Source organism: Streptomyces sp. S6 (assembly GCF_054880855.1).
Map to the genome: position 1 here is coordinate 1 of NZ_JBTYMC010000142.1, position 16,762 is coordinate 16,762.

Annotated in this window: 17 protein-coding genes; 8 read left to right on the top strand and 9 right to left on the bottom strand. The window is 71.2% G+C overall.

Annotated features, from left to right (window positions below; translation table 11 throughout):
- The 3 genes from ACVNF4_RS20210 to ACVNF4_RS20220 form a co-directional block, all read right to left on the bottom strand.
- A partial coding sequence (locus tag ACVNF4_RS20210; RefSeq protein WP_461804248.1) for an NAD(P)/FAD-dependent oxidoreductase occupies positions 1–794 on the bottom strand: 794 nt, incomplete at its 3' end.
- Positions 795–882: 88 nt separating this feature from the next.
- Positions 883–2,172, bottom strand: coding sequence for a deoxyguanosinetriphosphate triphosphohydrolase (locus ACVNF4_RS20215; protein WP_461804249.1), 1,290 nt, complete (start codon positions 2,170–2,172; stop codon positions 883–885).
- A 76-nt stretch (positions 2,173–2,248) separates the two neighbouring features.
- The gene (locus ACVNF4_RS20220; RefSeq protein ID WP_461804250.1) at positions 2,249–3,037 is read right to left on the bottom strand and encodes a sirohydrochlorin chelatase; all 789 of its coding nucleotides are present in this window, start codon (positions 3,035–3,037) and stop codon (positions 2,249–2,251) included.
- 207 nt (positions 3,038–3,244) lie between these two features.
- Between ACVNF4_RS20220 and ACVNF4_RS20225 the strand changes: the two genes are divergently transcribed.
- A complete protein-coding gene (locus ACVNF4_RS20225; protein ID WP_461804251.1) occupies positions 3,245–3,934 on the top strand; it encodes a SanA/YdcF family protein in 690 nt (229 codons plus the stop codon).
- Positions 3,935–4,531: 597 nt separating this feature from the next.
- Here the strand turns inward: ACVNF4_RS20225 and ACVNF4_RS20230 are convergent.
- The 3 genes from ACVNF4_RS20230 to ACVNF4_RS20240 are packed head-to-tail and all read right to left on the bottom strand — an operon-like array spanning position 4,532 to position 8,078.
- Entirely contained in the window at positions 4,532–5,299 is a 768-nt protein-coding gene (locus tag ACVNF4_RS20230) for an enoyl-CoA hydratase-related protein (RefSeq protein ID WP_461804252.1), read from the bottom strand.
- A gap of 14 nt (positions 5,300–5,313) precedes the next feature.
- Entirely contained in the window at positions 5,314–6,561 is a 1,248-nt protein-coding gene (locus ACVNF4_RS20235; RefSeq protein WP_461804253.1) for a ferredoxin reductase domain-containing protein, read from the bottom strand.
- Positions 6,558–8,078, bottom strand: a complete 1,521-nt coding sequence (locus tag ACVNF4_RS20240; protein WP_461804254.1) for an amino acid adenylation domain-containing protein — start codon at positions 8,076–8,078, stop codon at positions 6,558–6,560. The genes ACVNF4_RS20235 and ACVNF4_RS20240 overlap by 4 nt, the downstream gene beginning before the upstream one ends.
- Before the next feature lie 425 nt (positions 8,079–8,503).
- Between ACVNF4_RS20240 and ACVNF4_RS20245 the strand changes: the two genes are divergently transcribed.
- From ACVNF4_RS20245 to ACVNF4_RS20260, 4 genes are all read left to right on the top strand, one after another.
- Positions 8,504–10,009: an MFS transporter gene (locus ACVNF4_RS20245; RefSeq protein ID WP_461804262.1), complete on the top strand. Its 1,506-nt coding sequence runs from the start codon at positions 8,504–8,506 to the stop codon at positions 10,007–10,009.
- Between the two features lie 309 nt (positions 10,010–10,318).
- Positions 10,319–10,651, top strand: coding sequence for a hypothetical protein (locus tag ACVNF4_RS20250; protein WP_461804255.1), 333 nt, complete (start codon positions 10,319–10,321; stop codon positions 10,649–10,651).
- Positions 10,651–12,219, top strand: a complete 1,569-nt coding sequence (locus ACVNF4_RS20255; RefSeq protein WP_461804256.1) for a hypothetical protein — start codon at positions 10,651–10,653, stop codon at positions 12,217–12,219. Before ACVNF4_RS20250 ends, ACVNF4_RS20255 begins: the two co-directional genes overlap by 1 nt.
- 5 nt (positions 12,220–12,224) lie before the next feature.
- Entirely contained in the window at positions 12,225–12,734 is a 510-nt protein-coding gene (locus ACVNF4_RS20260; RefSeq protein ID WP_461804257.1) for a hypothetical protein, read from the top strand.
- Here ACVNF4_RS20260 and ACVNF4_RS20265 read toward each other — a convergent pair.
- On the bottom strand, positions 12,721–13,101 hold the full coding sequence (locus tag ACVNF4_RS20265; RefSeq protein ID WP_461804258.1) for a hypothetical protein: 381 nt from the start codon (positions 13,099–13,101) through the stop codon (positions 12,721–12,723). The two genes, ACVNF4_RS20260 and ACVNF4_RS20265, sit on opposite strands and share 14 nt — an antisense overlap.
- Complete coding sequence (locus ACVNF4_RS20270) at positions 13,101–13,565, bottom strand: DUF6193 family natural product biosynthesis protein (RefSeq protein WP_461804263.1); 465 nt, start codon at positions 13,563–13,565, stop codon at positions 13,101–13,103. Before ACVNF4_RS20270 ends, ACVNF4_RS20265 begins: the two co-directional genes overlap by 1 nt.
- On the opposite strand from ACVNF4_RS20270, the gene ACVNF4_RS20275 reads away from it, so the two are divergent.
- Together ACVNF4_RS20275 and ACVNF4_RS20280 are read left to right on the top strand one after the other, a co-directional pair.
- Positions 13,468–13,770 (top strand): hypothetical protein, encoded by a 303-nt coding sequence (locus tag ACVNF4_RS20275; RefSeq protein WP_461804264.1) that lies wholly within the window; start codon positions 13,468–13,470, stop codon positions 13,768–13,770. The genes ACVNF4_RS20270 and ACVNF4_RS20275 overlap by 98 nt on opposite strands.
- Before the next feature lie 5 nt (positions 13,771–13,775).
- The gene (locus ACVNF4_RS20280; RefSeq protein WP_461804259.1) at positions 13,776–14,141 is read left to right on the top strand and encodes a VOC family protein; all 366 of its coding nucleotides are present in this window, start codon (positions 13,776–13,778) and stop codon (positions 14,139–14,141) included.
- 80 nt (positions 14,142–14,221) lie between these two features.
- Here ACVNF4_RS20280 and ACVNF4_RS20285 read toward each other — a convergent pair whose 3' ends face one another.
- Positions 14,222–15,868: a M4 family metallopeptidase gene (locus tag ACVNF4_RS20285; RefSeq protein ID WP_461804260.1), complete on the bottom strand. Its 1,647-nt coding sequence runs from the start codon at positions 15,866–15,868 to the stop codon at positions 14,222–14,224.
- 72 nt (positions 15,869–15,940) lie between these two features.
- Here ACVNF4_RS20285 and ACVNF4_RS20290 point away from each other — a divergent pair, with 72 nt between their 5' ends.
- Positions 15,941–16,483, top strand: coding sequence for a gamma-glutamylcyclotransferase family protein (locus tag ACVNF4_RS20290; protein WP_461804261.1), 543 nt, complete (start codon positions 15,941–15,943; stop codon positions 16,481–16,483).
- Positions 16,484–16,762: the final 279 nt, after the last annotated feature.

The following is a 16,762-nucleotide window of genomic DNA, read 5'->3' on the forward strand; positions in this document are numbered from 1 at the left end:
CGGTCGGCGAGCGTGAGGCCGGCAGCCTCGGCGAGCGCTGTGCGCGGGGCGGCGCCGATCGCCGCGAGCACGTCGTGCGCCGGGTGCTCCTCGCCGTCGTCCGTGCGGACCGCGAGGACCATGCCGTCCTGGCCGACGATCTCGGTGAGGCGGGCGCCGAAGTGGAAGCGCACGCCGTGCTCCGCGTGGAGGTCGGCGAAGAGCTGGCCCAGCTCGGGGCCCAGCACGCCGTGCAGCGGCGTCGGCTCCGGTTCGACGACGGTGACCTCGGCGCCGTACGTACGGGCCGCCGCGGCGACCTCCAGGCCGATCCAGCCGGCGCCGGCGATCACCAGGTGGCCGTTGTCGCGGCCGAGGGCCTTCAGGACGTGCCGCAGGCGCTCGGCGTGCGCCAGGCGGCGCAGGTGGTGGACGCCGGCGAGGCCGGTGCCGGGGAGGTCGAGGCGGCGGGGCTCGGCGCCGGTAGCGAGGAGGAGCTTGTCGTAGGCGATGACCGTGCCGTCGCCCAGGCGGACCGTGTGGGCCGCGCGGTCGATCGCCGTGACCGTCTGGCCGAGGTGCAGTTCGATGTCGTTCTGCGCGTACCAGGCCGGTTCGTGGACGAAGACGCTGTCGCGTTCGTCCTTGCCGAGGAGGTAGCCCTTGGAGAGCGGGGGGCGCTCGTAGGGGTGGTCGCGTTCGTCGCCGATCAGTATCACGCGCCCGGTGAATCCCTCCGCACGGAGCGTCTCGGCCGCCTTGGCGCCGGCCAGGCCGCCTCCGACGATGACGAACGTCTGATCCGCGTCGACCACTTGATGCCTCCTCGTAAGGGTGTCGCCACATGCGAGCGTCCCGCACGCAACGTTCGGGGGGAAGGGGTAGTGCCCCGGCGGGGCGATCTCAGGCGGGGCCCGTCAGTCGTGCGTGCAGGGCCCGCGCGGACGCGTCGGTGAGGGAGGCGATCTGGTCGACGATCACCCTTTCGCGGGCGTGGTCGTCCGGCGCGTTGACGAACAGGGCGTGGAACTGCGGGTCGAGCCCGTACGGCGCCCGCGCGGTGAGCGCGTGCGCGAGTTCCGTGATGACGATCCGCTGGTCCGCGCGGAGCCGCTCCTGCTCGGCGCGCTGCATCACGTACCGGTCGGCGACGGCCTTGAGGACGGCGCATTCGAACCGGGTCTCCCGGGGGACGACGAGTTCGGCGGCGTAGCGCGTGAGGCGGCCGGTGCCGTACCCCTCGCGGGTGGCGCCCTCGGCGGCCAGGCAGAAGCGGCCGATGAGCTGGCTGGTGGCGTCCTTGAGGCGGGCCTGGGCGACCGCCGTGCCGTCGTAGCCGTGCGGCCACCACTCCTCGGCGAGGAGGCGGTCGAGGGCGGCGGCCAGTTCGGCGGGGTCCGTGTCCGCCGGGACGTAACGGCCCACCGCCACGCGGAAGATCTCCTCGCGCTCCTCGCGCGCGTGCAGGCTCGCCGGGGCGATGTGGCCGGCGTGCAGGCCGTCCTCCACGTCGTGCACCGAGTAGGCCACGTCGTCCGACCAGTCCATGACCTGGGCCTCGAAGCACGCGCGCGTGCCGGGGGATTCCTTGCGGACCCAGTCGAAGACCGGGCGGTCGTCGTCGTACACGCCGAACTTGGGCGACGCCGGGTTCGTGGGGTGCGCGCCCCTGGGCCAGGGGTACTTCGTCGCCGCGTCGAGCGTGGCGCGCGTGAGGTTGAGGCCCACCGAGCCGTCCGGGGTGAAGCGCTTGGGCTCGATGCGGGTGAGCAGGCGCAGGGACTGGGCGTTGCCCTCGAAGCCGCCGCAGTTCTTCGCGAAGTCGTTCAGCGCCTGTTCGCCGTTGTGGCCGAAGGGCGGGTGGCCCAGGTCGTGCGCCAGGCAGGCGGCCTCCACGAGGTCCGGGTCGCAGCCGAGCGCCGCGCCGAGCTCCCTGCCGACCTGGGCGCACTCCAGGGAGTGCGTGAGGCGGGTGCGGGGGCTCGCGTCCCACACCGGGCCCTGCGTCCCCGGTGTGACCACCTGGGTCTTGCCGGCGAGTCTGCGCAGGGCGGAGGAGTGCAGGAGGCGGGCGCGGTCGCGTTGGAAGGCGGTGCGGCCGGGGCGTTTGTCCGGCTCGGGGGCCCAGCGGTCGGTGGCGGAGGGGTCGTAGGCGGAGAGGTCGTCGGTGAGGGGGGAGTCGGTGCCTTCCATGGTTCGACAGTACGGGGTGGGGCTGACAATTCGCCTAAACGGCTGCCGTGGGTTGCCGGAGGGCGGGTGCGGCGCCTCAAGCGGCGTTGGTGTCGGCCCTCGTTTCCAAGCACCCCTCGTATCGGTGAAGGATCAGGCGGGCCATCGCGTCGTGCGCTCCGAGCGGTGCCGACGCGATCCACGGTGCCACCCGCGCGCACTCCGTCGCGAAGCGGCCCGGGGCCGTGAAGTACGAGGCGACGGCCACGCGCGTGTACCCGCGTGCGGTGAGGCCGGCGATCGCGTTCGGGACGGCCGGTTCGGCGGTGGAGGCGTAGGCCGGGACGACGGGGACGCCGAGGCGGGCGGAGAGGAGGTGGGCGGTGCGGTCGGTGTCGGCGGCGTTGTCGGGGTCGCGGGAGCCGGCCGCCGCGAGGATCACCGCGCTGGTACGGCGTTCTTCTCCGGTGCCGGCGTGCCAGCCGGCCTCCTCCAGGCGGGCGGCGAGGGTGTCGATCAGGAGGGGGTGGGAGCCGAGCGCACCGGCCACGCGCGCGCGGGGGTGCGTTGCGGCGGCCATCTCCGGGATGTCGCGTTTGATGTGGTAGCCCCGGCCGAGGAGGAGGGGGACGAGGACGACGTCCCTGGTGCCCTCGGCCTCTTCAGCCTCTTCAGCGCGCAGGCGCGCGAGCGTGTCCGTGAGCAGCGGCTCGTTCAGCTCGATGTGGCCCAGGTGGACGGGCAGACCGGGACGCCGCGCGCGGACGCGGTCCAGGAGCGCGCGGACGGTGCGCAGCGCCCGGGGGTCGCGGCTGCCGTGGGCGACGACCACCAGGGCGGGCGGCGCGGGGCGCCTGCGGGGGACGAGGCTGAGCTGGCTGGGCATGAGGGGATCCTCGCGCACAGGCGTTGCGCGGTGGTTGCGTGACCGTCACGGGCGTTTTCCGGGGGTTCACGGTGGGTGGGGGTGGGGTGTGAGGGGGCGGTGCGGTGCGGTGAACCAAATCGGGGCGGAGTGCGTCTTGCCTGGTGAAAGCGGCCCGGGGAGGCCGGAGTGGGGGCGGCCCGGGGAGGGTCCGAGGGAGGGGTGCTCATGCGGAGGCCGACGCTGCGGAGACCGCGGCTGCCGCGTACGCGGACCGGTCAGCGGCGGCTCGTGCAGGCCGTGATGGCGGTGTGCGTGCTCGCACTGCTCCCGTCGACGTGGCTGTTCCTCTCGACGTCCGGGCGTTTCGGCACGACCGCCGACGCGCCTCGCAGGGACGTCGCCGTGGTCTTCGGCGCGGGCCTGTGGAACGGCGAGCCGTCGCCGTACCTGCGGGGTCGGCTGAACGCGGCGATCGACCTCTACCGCGCGGGCCGCGTCAAGGTCGTCCTGGTGACGGGCGACAACAGCCGCGAGGAGTACGACGAGCCGGACGCGATGCGCACCTACCTCACGCGCCACGGCGTCCCGGACGACCACGTCGTCAGCGACTACGCCGGTTTCGACACCTGGGACTCCTGCGTTCGCGCCAAGAAGATCTTCGGCGTCGACCGCGCGGTCCTCATCAGCCAGAGCTTCCACATACGCCGCGCCGTCGCCCTCTGCGAGTCGGCCGGCATCGACTCCTACGGCGTCGGCGTCGCCGAGAGACACGACGCGACCTGGCTGTACGGAGGCACCCGCGAGGTGTTCGCCGCGGGCAAGGCCGCACTGGACGTCCTGTTCGACCCGGACCCCAAGTTCCTGGGCCCCCGCGAACCGGGGATCGGACAGGCGCTGGCTTCTCGGGCGGGGTGATCGGTCGGGGCGAGGGGGCGGTGCCGTCGCGCAGGGAGGCCGTCGCGCAGGGAGGCCGTCGCGCAGGGAGGCCGTCGCGCAGGGAGGCCGTCGCGCAGGCGCTCGGCCGGTTCCATCGCGCAGCCGGTCTCATCGCCTGACGCGTGCGCTGTTCCTGATGCACGGGTGGGCCCGTGACGTGGAAGTTCCATCGCGAGGTGGGCGGCGTCATGGGGCGGGCGGTGCCGTCGCACGGGCGCTCGGCCGACCCGTCGCGCAGCCGGTCTTATCACCGGGCCAGGTGTCTGCGCCGACCCTGTTGTGCAGGCGGCCCATGACGCAGCTGGCCCGCAGCGGCGCGCGGCCCATGGTGTGGCTGCCCCTCGTACGCGGCCAGTTGCTCGGGGTGGGCCGGCCGCCCCACGCGACCGGCCCGCCCCTCTCGACCGGCCCGTCACGCGGAGCGCCCCTCCGTGCGTGCGAACTCACTGCGCATGCGGCCCCACCGCCGGTGGGGCACCTCGCCGGATCTGCTTCACCGGGTGCACGGGTGACTCCGCCACGGCACACCCGCGGCCACAGCCACCCGCCATCTCCCCACCACGACCAGCCCGGCGTTCACCTCCCGGTGAACCGCGCCGGTCGTTTCTCCAGGAACGCCGTCATGCCCTCCGTCTGGTCGTCGGTCGCGAACAGGCCGTGAAACGCCCGGCGTTCGTAGCGGACCCCGTCGCGCAGCCCGGTCTCCAGCGCCCGGTCGACGCAGTCCCGGGCGGCGCGGACGGCGAGGCGGCCGTACGAGGCGATGGTGGCCCCGGCCTCCAGCGCCTCCGGGAGTGCACGGTCGTCGGGGACGACCCGGGACACCAGTCCGGCGGCCTCCGCCTCGCGGGCGTCCATCGTGCGGCCGGTGAGGACGAGGTCCATCGCCTTGGCGCGGCCGACCAGCCGGGTGAGGCGCTGGGTGCCGCCGATCCCGGGGATCACCCCGAGCTTGATCTCGGGCTGACCGAACCGCGCGGACTCCCCCGCGATCACGAGGTCACACATCATCGCCAGTTCACAACCCCCGCCGAAGGCAACGCCGTTGACCGCGGCGACCTTCGGGACGGGAAGGTCGGCGAACTCCTCCCACGCCCCGAAGTAGTCCTCCGCGAGCATGTCCCCGGCGCTCTTCCCGGCCATCTCCCTGATGTCGGCGCCCGCGGCGAACGCCCGCTCGGAGCCGGTGAGGACGACGCACCCGACCTTGTCGTCGGACGCCAACGGCCGGACCGTGTCGAGGAGTTCGCCGAGCAGCTCGGAGCTCAGCGCGTTGAGGACCTGCGGCCGGTGCAGCCGGACGAGCACGACACGGTCGTACCGCTCCACTTTGAGATGACGCATCGTCAGCATCCTTTCTACGAGTCCCAGATCGCGCCGTACGCCGGGATGCCCCGGCGTTCGAGGCCGTGGACGACCTGCCAGGTGAGCTTCTTGTTGGAGATGCAGATGACCGCTTCGGCGCCGAAGTCGCGGTAGGCGGCGTACGCGAGGTCGACCATGTCGGGTTTGCCGTCCCGGGAGGTGTCCCAGACGACCGCGTCGGGCTGGACGGCGAGGATCTCGTCGACGAGGGCGTCGCCGTAGGTGACTCGGGGATCGCGGGTGGCCCAGACGAGGCGGGAGGGGACCTCGGCGGCGAGGAGGTGCGGCAGACAGGGGCCGATGCCGCTGCCGGTGGCGACGTAGACCACCTTGCTGAACAGGACTTCGATGTTGGCGACCCCGGCGGTGGTGATTCCCTTCACCCACACCTTGGTCGGCCGGTCGTCGATGAACTTCCCCGTCCAGTCCCCCGCCCGCGAGATGGTCAGCCGGAACCCGGGATGCCCCGGGGAGGGGACGTTCGCGAAGGAGTGCCACTCCTTGAGCGGGCTGCGGCTGACGGCCGTGGAGGACCCGGCGAACGGGGTCTCGCCGTAGTCGAAGCGGGCCAACACGACGTGCGGGGAGGGCCGTTCGATCCGGACGGCCACCTTGCGCAGCCTCAGCCACGGCAGCGCGACACTGAACGTGACGACCGCGAGGACCGCCGGTTCGACCGGTCCGCCCGCCGTCAGAAGCGTGTGCGCCCAGAACAGGGCGAGGGCGCTCCAGCCGCCGAAGCGGTGGATCTTCTCGAAGTGGTCGTGGTGGCGGGACCGGAACGGCGGCAGCGCGGTCGCGACGATGAAGAGGAGCAGCGCGAGCAGCGTCCAACTCACGGCCCGTACCGCCGTGTCGGTGGTGGTGAGGGTCAGCGCGGCGAACCACGCCGTGCCCGCGAGCGCGCCGCCCACGTGGAGTCCGCCGAAGTGGTAGACCTTACCCAGCGTCCAGCGGACCCGCAGCGGCCAACTGACCGGGGCTGAAGTCGCCACCCGGAAGAGGAAGTTGATGACGTACTGCTGGCGGATGAGGATCGCCAGGCTCAGGTTCGCGAGGACGGCGTGGGCCATGCCCTGTTCGGTGACCGGCCAACTCAGGTACAGACATACCGCGTTGACCAGAATCACCGTGCCCGCGAGCCGGTTGTAGTGCATCAGCCGGGGGTGCTTGAGCAGGCGGCGCGGCAGGGAGGCGAGGGGTGGGAGCGCGGTGCCGGTGCGGTTCAGTTCCGTCGTCATCGGGCCACCGCCGGGCGTTCCAGGGCGAGTTGGAGAAGCGCCGGCTTGTCGATCTTGCCCCGGTCGGTCTCCGGCAAAGATGTCAGGGCCATGACATTATCGGGCACGCAGTAGTAGGGCAACGCGTCGGCGACGGCCTGTCTGGCCGTGCCGGGATCGACGTCCGCCGGGCAGACGAAGGAGACGAGCGAGCGGTCGTCGCGCTTGAGGGTGACCGCGCGGACGACACCCGGGACCTGCTCCAACACCGAGGAGACGGAGTCGAGTTCGACACGGAAGCCGCGCACCTTCACCTGGTCGTCGGTGCGGCCGAGGTGTTCGAGGCGGCCGTCCGGGGTCCACCGGCCGAGGTCGCGGGTGCGGAACATCCGCCGGCCGCCGCCGAGGAACGGGTCGGGGGCGTAACGCTCCGCGTTCAGGCGGGCGTTGGCGAGGTAGCCCGCCGAGACGCAGTCCCCGCCGGCCCACATCTCGCCGACCTCGCCGATCGGCAGGGGGCGGCGGTCGGCGTCCAGGACGTAGACCGTGTTGTTGGGGGTGGGGCGGCCGATCGTGAGGAGGGGGTTCCTCGGGTCGTGGCGGGACATGGTGTTGACGATGGTGGTCTCGGTCGGGCCGCAGCAGTTGTAGAAGGCGGCTCTGCTCGCCCACGCGTCGGCGAGCGGGCGCGGGCAGGGTTCGCCGGCGACGGCGACCGCGCGGACCCTCGGGCAGTCGGCCGGGTCGATGCCGGACAGGACCGTCGGGGTGGCGATCAGGACGGTCGCCGTGCGGGCGGTGGCCGCGATGTCCCGGTCGCGGATCACCAGGGTGGCGCCGTGCGCGAGGCAGCCGAGGATCTCCCAGGCCGCCATGTCGAAGGCGATGTTGAGGAGTTGGGCGACCCGGTCGCCGGGTCCGATGCCGAGGGAACCCGGCTCCGTCAGCAGGATGTTGGCGACGTTGCGGTGGGTGACCTTCACGCCGTTGGGGTGGCCGGTGGTGCCGGAGGTGAACAGGACGTAGCAGCCGTCGTCCGGTGCAGGCGGCGGGAGTTGGACCCGGTCGGGGGTCAACGGCTCGTCCAGGTCGATGAGTTGGTGGCCGAGTGGGATCGGGACGCGGTGCGCGTACTCGCCGAGGGTGAGGACGACGCGGGTGCGGGCGGCGGCGATGACGTGGGCGAGTTGGGCGGGCGGGGCGAGGCCGATGTCCTGGGGGACGTAGGCGGCACCCGCCTTGAGGATGCCGAGCAGGCCGACGAGCATCGGCAGGGAGCGGCGTACGAAGAGGCCGACATGGTCGCCGGGGCGGATGCCCTCGCTGTGCAGGCGGGCCGCCAACGCCTCTGCCTGGGAGTCGAGTTGGGCGTAGGTGAGGGTCTGGCCGCGGTGTTCGGCGGCGACCGCGTGCGGCGCGCGGGCCGCCTGCCGGGCGACGGCCCGGTGGATCAGCGGGTCCGGTACGAAGGCGGCGGGGCCGGTGCCGTAGAAGAGGAAGAGGCGCTGGTCATGTGGCGCGAGATGGCGCAGAGGCATGGTCGGGGACCTCCAGGCTGCTTCGAGTGTCGGTGACATGGCCGTGGTCAGCGGTCTGCCCGGGATTTCGAACGCCGTGCGGGGTGGTGCGGAGGCCGTGCGGAGGCGGTGCGGGGATCGGCGTGCGGGTGTCGCGGTGCAGTTGCCGCACGCCGCGTGGTGACGCCTTTCGGTCGACTTTAGCGGGGGTTCTTCAACCCTCAACCGTGTAGGACCGGCCAAGTAGCGGTGCGGAATGAGTCACTTGTGGCTGGTGTCGTCCCAGGAGCAACTCCGGTGGGCGTGGCGGCGACTGGGGTGGGGGGATGTGCGCCGGCGGAGGGGGGCCGACCGGCCGGCGGACGAACGGACACTCCCGATCGGCGTTGCGCACACCGTTCCTCTCGGCGTACGGTGTGCGCATGACCGATGGGAACGCCGTACGCATGGAGCGCACGGCGTGCGCACAAGGAGGGAATCCGATGGGCGGACGACGGTGGTGGATTCTGGTCGTGCTCTGTCTGAGCACGGTCGTGCTGACGATCGACAGCATGGCGCTGACCGTGGCGGTGCCGTCGATGACGGCGGACATCGGGGCGAGCGCGCAGGACACGCAGTGGATTCTCGACTCGTACATCCTCGTCTTCGCGGGCCTGCTCCTCACCTCCGGCAGCCTCGGGGACCGGTTCGGGCGGCGCAGGGTGATGCTGATCGGCCTCGCGCTGTTCGGAGCGGCCTCGCTGGCGGCGGCGTTCTGCACAACTCCCGGTGAGGTCATCGCCGTTCGGGTCGCCATGGGGATCGGCGGGGCGTTGATCATGCCGTCGACACTGTCGATCCTGATCACGGTCTTCGACGAGGAGGAACGGCCGAAGGCGATGGCCGCGTGGGGCTCGGTGTCGATGCTGGGCCTGGTCGGCAGCCCGGTGCTGGGCGGTGTGCTGATCGAACACTTCTCGTGGCACTCCGTCTTCTTCCTCAACGTCCCTGTCGTGGCACTGGCGTTGGTCGCGGGCGTGACCCTGATGCCCGAGTCCAGGGCGCCCTGGCAGAAGGCGGACCCGCTCGGCGCGGTGCTCTCGGCGGTCGGCATGACGGCGTTGGTGTGGTGGATCATCGAGATCCCCGAGCACGGTGCGTTCGAGGGCCGTTCGGCGTTCACACTGGCCGTCGCGGTGGCCGCCCTCGTCGGGTTCGTCGTCTGGGAGAACGTGACGGCGTCCCCGATGGTCCCGCTCGTCCTCTTCAAGCACCGTGATTTCACGGGTGGTTCGCTCTCGCTGGCGCTCGTCCAGATCGGCAACGGCGGGCTGCTGCTGGTGCTGACGCAGCACCTCCAGTTCGTACTCGGGTACTCGCCGGTGCGGGCGGGCCTCGCGTTCCTGCCGCTGGCGGTCGCCGCACTGGCCGGCAACGGGGCGGGGGTGAAGCTGGCGCAGCGGTTCGGGAACCGGCTCGTGATCTTCGCGGGGATGCTGGTGATGGTGGCGTGCTTCGCGCTGCTGACGACGGTCGACGCGGGCAGCGGGTTCACAACTCCCGCCGTCGCACTGGGACTTCTCGGCCTCGGCGCCGGGCTCGCGATGCCGGCCGCCGTCGCCGCGCTGATGGGGACCATCCCGGCGGACAAGGCGGGCGTCGGCTCCGCGCTCAACGACACGATCCAGCAGGCGGGCACGGCGCTCGGCATCGCGATCCTCGGCTCGCTGCTGACCAGCGGATACTCGGCGCGGATGCCCGAGGGCACGCCGGAAGCGGCACGGCACTCCATCGCGGGAGCCGCCCCCGAGGTGCTGGAAGTCGCCCGGGAGGCGTTCGCGGCCTCGATGAGGACGACGTTCGCGGTGAGCGCGGCGGGGGTGCTGACGGCGGCCGTGCTGGCGGTGCTGGTGATGCGGAAGGGACCAAGGTTTACCGAAGTGACTGCCGAGGAGCCCGAGTTGGCCGCATAGCAATCGATATTCACCCGAACGAGCAGGCCGCGCGGGACAGGAGGTGACGGCCTACGGGACAGACATCCAGGGACCGAGGCCCCAGGGAGGCAGGACAGGGACAGGACGCACACCCCACGCGCTCGGCACACCCGAGCCGGTAGAAATGAGTACAAACCTCCCGAAGAGAGGGAACGACATGGGCGGCGTACCCGAGGCGTACTTCCTCACCGGTTCCACGGTGCGGACCTTCAACATCGAGACGGACTCCGCCGACCCGGACTTCGACCAGCAACTCTGCGCAAGGGACACGGCTGGAACTACGACCAGATGCCGTCCGACGGCGGCGACCCGCCGCAGGGCCGGTTCATCGGCTACCCCCTCCAGGCGCTCTTCGTGAAGGACGTCTCGATCCGCTCCGCCTCGTTCGCCTCCGCCCTGCACACGTACGACAGTTCGTTCTCGGCGAGCGCCAGCGTCGGCTTCGGTCCGTTCTCCGCGCGGGGCAGCTACAGCCACCAGGAGTCCGACCGCCGCTACCACTTCGAGAGCGACGGGACGACGATCACCATCCCCGGCATGCAGATCATCGGCTTCGTCAACCACCTGCTGGGCAAGACCCCGAACCTCCTCGACGGCATCGACCCCGGGTCGCTGGTCTGATGGACGCCGAGACGCTGGACGTGTGGGCCGCGTCCCCCGTGGACGCGGCGTCGCTGTACGGCCTGGGCATCCACTTCTGGCACATGCTCTCGGACGCGGACCACCTGGTGTCGCTCCCGGTGACCCCGTTGGTCTACCAGGACGCCGAGTTCCGCTTCGAGGGCGCTCTGGACGCCCGACGGGCAGGCGTACTGGCCGAGTTCGCGGAACTCACGAACCGCATCCCGACCCACCCCTTGTGGAACCCTCCGGCGACCACCCACCTGTGGGACGTCTACGGCGAGCTCCTCGGCGCGGACCTCGCGCGCAGCGCCCTGACGGCGGACGAACGGGCGCGCTACGACGAGGCGTTGGCCTACCTGTACGACCCGGACCCCGCGACGGGCACCCCCGTCCCGTCCCCGGAACTGCGCGCGTACCGCTCGCTGCGGCAGGCGTGGCTCGACGCGGACACGGAGTACCACCGGGCCGAGAACGCGGCGGCGCTGTCGTCCGACCAGGCGGTGCGGGACCAGTGGACGCGGGTCGACGAACCGCGTCTGCGGCAGGTCCGCGACGACGCGATGGACGCGTGGCAGACGGTCGGCCACAAGGCCGAAGTCGACGACGCGCTGCGGGAGTCGTCCGAACTGGCGGCCAAGTCACCCTCAGCGGTGTGGAAACGGCACCGCGACACCTTCAACCCGGGCCTGCCGAGCCAGTTTTCGACGTCCCCCAACGGCCTGCGCTACGCACCGACCTACTACTCCCCCGCCGGTGCGCTCGACATGCCCTGGACGGCGGTGACGATGGGCCGCGAGCTGTTCCTGACGCTGGCCTCGGCGGCGCCGAGGGAGTTCGGGGCGGCGCTGGGGAGCCGGGCGACGGACGACTCCTTCGCCTCCCTGTCGTTCGAGTACCGCGTGGTGTCCGTGCAGCGGCCGTGGCTGGACCCGCCGATGGAGCTGTTCGGGTCGAAGGCTTGGCGATTCTCGCCGGGGGTGCGGGAGTTGAGCGACGGGGCGACTCCTCCCGTGGGCCGCTGCACGTCGTACGTGGAGTCGCTCGCGCTGGCCCGGAGAGTCCGGCTGACCCGGGAGGCGCACCAGTACACGGCGTTCGGCTCCGGCGAGAACACCTTCCCGCCTCAGACGACCTGCGAGTGGGACACCGGGCGGCTGTACGTCACGATGGACATCGCCGACCACCGCTGGGAGTGGTCCGACGCCGACTCCACCGGCACTCTCGTCCCGGGTCACCCCCGCACCGGCCTCGTGGCCCTCGGCCTCGTCGACTACGACTCCCTCGACGGCCACGCCCTCGATGTCCTCCCCTACGCCCGCTCCCCCATCCCCGGGGCCCAGTTGGCCGTCGGCTCGGTCTTCGCCGTCCGTACACCGAAACGGAAACTCGTCAAGGTCCAGATCATCACCTTCGGGCCCGCCCTCTCCTTCCGCTTCCAGGAGTACGAGATGACCTCCTCCGCCGCCTCGGCCTCGGAGACCGAGGAGGACGACGTCTTCATCGCCGGGTTCGTGTGCCGGGTACTGCCCAAGTATCCTGATCCTGATGCGGGGTTGGGATGGTGAAGGGGATGGAGGACTGGCTGCTGCTGGGGTCGGAGACGGTGTACGCCGTGCGGCTCGGCTCCGCGGGCGCACCGACGATCGCCCGGATCGAACCGACCTCGGACCTGTACCGCACGGCTCGCGAACTGTACGGAGCCTCCGCCGAGTTGACGTTCCGCGTGGGCGACACCGCCCCCTACACCGGTGAGTTGCTCTTCGGCCGGATCGACGTAGACGCGGAGTCCCTCGGCCACATGACAGTGGACCTCCGCAAAGTCCTCACCCCACCTCCCGACTCCCCCGCCCTGCGCTACCTCCTCTTCGGCGACGACCGCCTGTTCCTGTGGCACACCTCCGACGCGTTCGAGCAAGGCGTGCGGGTGCGGTTCTCGGGGTGGGAGAGTCCGGTGCTGGGGGTGGACGAGGTGGTGGCGGTGACGGCGGACGGGAGGCTGTCCCCGGGGGAGCAAGTCTCAGTCATGGGGGCGGAGTTGACGGTGGTGACGGAGGTGTACCTGAAGGTCACACCGGAATGAACGGGGGCCACCAGGAGGGGACGTTCCCCGGACAGACCGGGTCGGGGTACGAGTCCGGGACTCCCAGCCAGACGACAGCCCCCCAGAGGAGCCACACGTTGAGCAGAACCCCCACCAGCAGGGCCGCGCCGGGGTGAGCTCTCCCCAGCAAGCCGCGGACAAGCACCCAGGACAGGCCCACGACCACCCATATGGCTGGCCATATCACCGCCAGAGCAAGGGAGTTCGCCGAGGCACCCACCCCCACATCGCACGCGCTCCAGGCCCGCCCGATCACGATCACCGCGACGACCGAGGTCACCCCACCGCAGACGACCCCGACCCGAACCCCGCTCCCCCATGTCCCCGTGGACTCGCCATGAGGCATCAGGCTTCCCCGGCCACTCCGCCCACCTCTTCGGGCAAGTAACGCACCGCGAGAGCGGCGGCCTCCTCGGCTGTCTCCAACTCGCCGACAGGGCCGACGAATCCAGGGCAGTAGACCGTGAACGGCGGTCCGCCGTACAGGATGCGGGGGAACCTGCTGGGGGAGCCGGGGGGATCCGTCAACGTCTCCACGCCGCGTATGAAGTGGAGCGCTCCATGGCTGGGGAAGGGGTAGAGAGCGCGCAAACGCGGCTCCGCGTGGGCGGCTCGGGCGACCGGGGCCAGGTCGTCGTCTGTCGCACCGCGAACCCCCGGTTTGCGTTCCAACAGCCAGCGCCAAGCGGTCTCGACATCAGGGGCTTCGGCCATGGGGTTCATCCTCAGGGCCGTCGCGGGTGATCCGCAAGCGTTTCCGGCCGACACCGGGAACAGTGCTCGCCGCCTCCTGCGCGCGCAAAACAGCATGTCCGACCTGGACTTGAGGGCCATGTCGGCGCCTGTCGAACAGCTCCAAGCCGCCCACATCACCCTCAACTCGATCATCCACGCGGGCGCCACACTCACCGCCGGGGCCGACGGCAACGGCTGGAAAGTCTCCGGAAAACCTGACGGCACCTGTCAGGTATCGCGCGCAAGCTTCAGTTGTTCAGCGAGAGCAACCAAGGAGTGAGCGCCATGCCGGCCTCGATCGTGTTCATCGTCTACGTCAGCGACGCGCCCGAAGCGGCCCGTTTCTACGGGGACTTGCTCCAGATCAAGCCCACCTTCGAGACCCCCCGGTACATCGCCTTCGACCTCGGCGGGGGCGCGTCCCTGTCGCTCTGGAGCGGCAAGGCCGAGGAGTTGGACCCCCAGACGCCCCGCACCAGCGAGGTCTGCCTGAACCTGCCCGGCGGTGCGGAGGTCATCGACCGGCGGTTCGAGGAGTGGGCGGCGAAGGGGGTTCGCGTGGTCAGCGAGCCGCGCGACGAGGTGTTCGGCCGGACGTTCGTCGTCGCGGACCCCGACGGCAACCTGATCCGGGTGGCGCCGGTCGACTGACGACACCGAACCCGGCGACGGCGGGGACGGCCGTCCTGGGCAACTCGCCTGCCGGGACAGCCGTTTCGCGAAGCGAGCCGCTAGTTGACGTTGACCGCGCTCCACGCCGCCGCCACCGCGCTGTACTCGGCGCTGCCGGCGCCGTAGAGGTCACGGGCGGCGTTCAGGGTCGCCGTCCGCGCGCCCGCGTAGTTCGTCGAGGACGTCATGTAGACGCTCAGGGCCCGGTACCAGATGGCCCCCAGCTTGGCCCGGCCGATGCCGGTCAGTGTGGAGCCGTTGGACGTGGGGGAGTTGTAGGTCACCCCGTTGATGGTCTTCGTGCCGCTCCCCTCCGCCAGCAGGTACGCGAAGTGGTTGGCGACGCCGGAGGAGTAGTGGACGTCGAGATTGCCGACCGAACTGCTCCAGTAGTCCGCGGAGTTGGCGTCCCGGCTCGGACGGTCCATGTAGCGCAGGGCGTCACGGCCGAAGCCGGAGCGGACGATCTTCTCGCCGATCAGGTAGTCGCCCTGGTCGGAGGAGTTGGCCGCGTAGAACTCGACGAGCGAGCCGAAGATGTCGGAGGTCGCCTCGTTGAGCCCGCCGGACTCACCGGAGTACGTGAGGTTGGCCGTCTTGGAGGTCACGCCGTGGGACATCTCGTGGCCCGCGACGTCGAGGGCGACCAGCGGGCCGAGCTGGGTGCCGTCGCCGTCGCCGTAGGTCATGCAGAAGCAGCTGTCGTCCCAAAAAGCGTTGTTGTAGTTGTTGCCGTAGTGGACGCGGTTGTAGGAGCCCTTGCCGTCGTTGCCGATGCCGTTGCGACCGTGGACGTTCTTGTAGTAGTCCCAGGTGACGTCGGTGCCGTACTGGGCGTCGACGGCGGCCGTCGCACGGCTGCCCGTAGTACCCGTACCCCAGTGGTTGTCGGCGTCGGTGAAGAGCGTCGCGGGGGCGCGGACGATGCAGATGCCGAAGATGCAGAGGTCGGTCTTGTTCTCGGCGTCACCGGTGTAGGTGTTGCCCCGGGTCGGATCCTTGAGCTGGTATGTCGTACCGGAGAGGGTGGTCTCCAGCGGGACCGTACCCCCGTAGAGGGACTGGCCGTCACCGGTGACGGTCTCGATCGAGTCCCAGGCGTCGATCTGGGCGCCGGTGCGCGCGTCGGTGACGACGGTCCGGGCGACCGGGTTGCCCTGGGCGTCGAGGCCGACGGCGTCGGTCTTCCAGGCCAGCTTCGGGGTGCCGTGGAGGGCGTCGACGACCAGTTGGGGCTTGGCCTTCACCTGGGACACCTTGGCGCCGAGGTGGGCCGCGCGCAGGGCGCTGACCGCGCGGTCGGCGGCCTTGGGCGCGGGGACGGCCGGGGTGATGGACTCCAGGGCGATGGCGTGCCGGGTCGCGCGGTCGGCGCCGCGGTACGTGCCGTCGGGGGTCAGGTGGACCACGAAGTCGCCGCCCAGTACGGGGAGTTGCCGGTAGGTGCGGTCGTAACGGACGTGCTGTGCACCGTCCTTGTCGACGATCACGTCCCGGACGCTGGTGCCCTGCGCGGAGTTGAGCCCGAGGCTCGCGGCGCGTTCGGTGAGGGCGCTCGCCGCGTTGTCAATCGCCTGCGCGCGGGTGGGCCGGTCGGCCGCGTCGGCGACGGGGCTGAGGACGGCGGCCATGAGGGTGGCGGTGGTCGCGGCGATGCCGGCCGCGGCGAGACGGGAACCTCGGACGTTGTGCCGTATGCGTCTCATCGGTCTCCTCGGAAGGCGCGGAGTGGAGGTGGCGCTGACGTCGACAGCGATTTATAGGCGCCCCGACTTGTCATGTCCATAGCGCACCCGCAGAGGGGCCCGGGAGAGAATCCCCTTGTGACCCCTGCGCCCCTCCCCTTCTTCGTGTACGGCACCCTCCGCCCCGGCGAGGCCAACCACGCCCTCCACCTGTCCGGCCGCACCCTCACCGAGGAGCCCGCCCGCCTGACCGGCGCGGTGCTGTACGACGGTCCGGGATACCCGTACGCCGTGGAGGCACCCGGCGGACTCATACACGGCGACCTCGTCACCGTCGCTCCCGAGTACTACGCCGACGTCCTCACCGACCTGGACCTCCTGGAGCAATACCGGGCGGACGACCCGGACAGCCTCTACCTGAGAGTTACGCGGGAGGTCGTACGGGAGCATGGCTCCCAGGCCGTACGGGCCTGGGTCTACGTCGCGAGCCCCCGCCTCGCCGGCCCGCTGCGCGCCGGCGGCGACCTCGTACCCGGCGGCGACTGGCTCGCCCGGCACCGGCCCGACGGCGTGTCGATCACCCGTTCACACCTCCCCGGAGAGGTTTTCCCCACCCCTCCCCCACACCCCGCATGACCTGCTGAAACGCCGGCAACGACAGCTCCGCCCCGCCACCCGTTCATCCCCTTTCTGACATCCCCTCAGGAAGCGCTCCCGGCGCGGTGCCTCTTACCTCGGAAGGGCAGAGGCACGACCGAGGCTCGGAGGAGCACCGATGCGACGTACCGTCCGGCTGCTGACCGGCACCGCGCTGGCCGTGGCCGCCGCGAGCGGGGCCGCGGCGCCCGCGTACGGCGGGGACGGCGGGAGCCTGGAGGTGTACCCGTCGACCGCCGTGCCCGGCGCGCAGGTCAC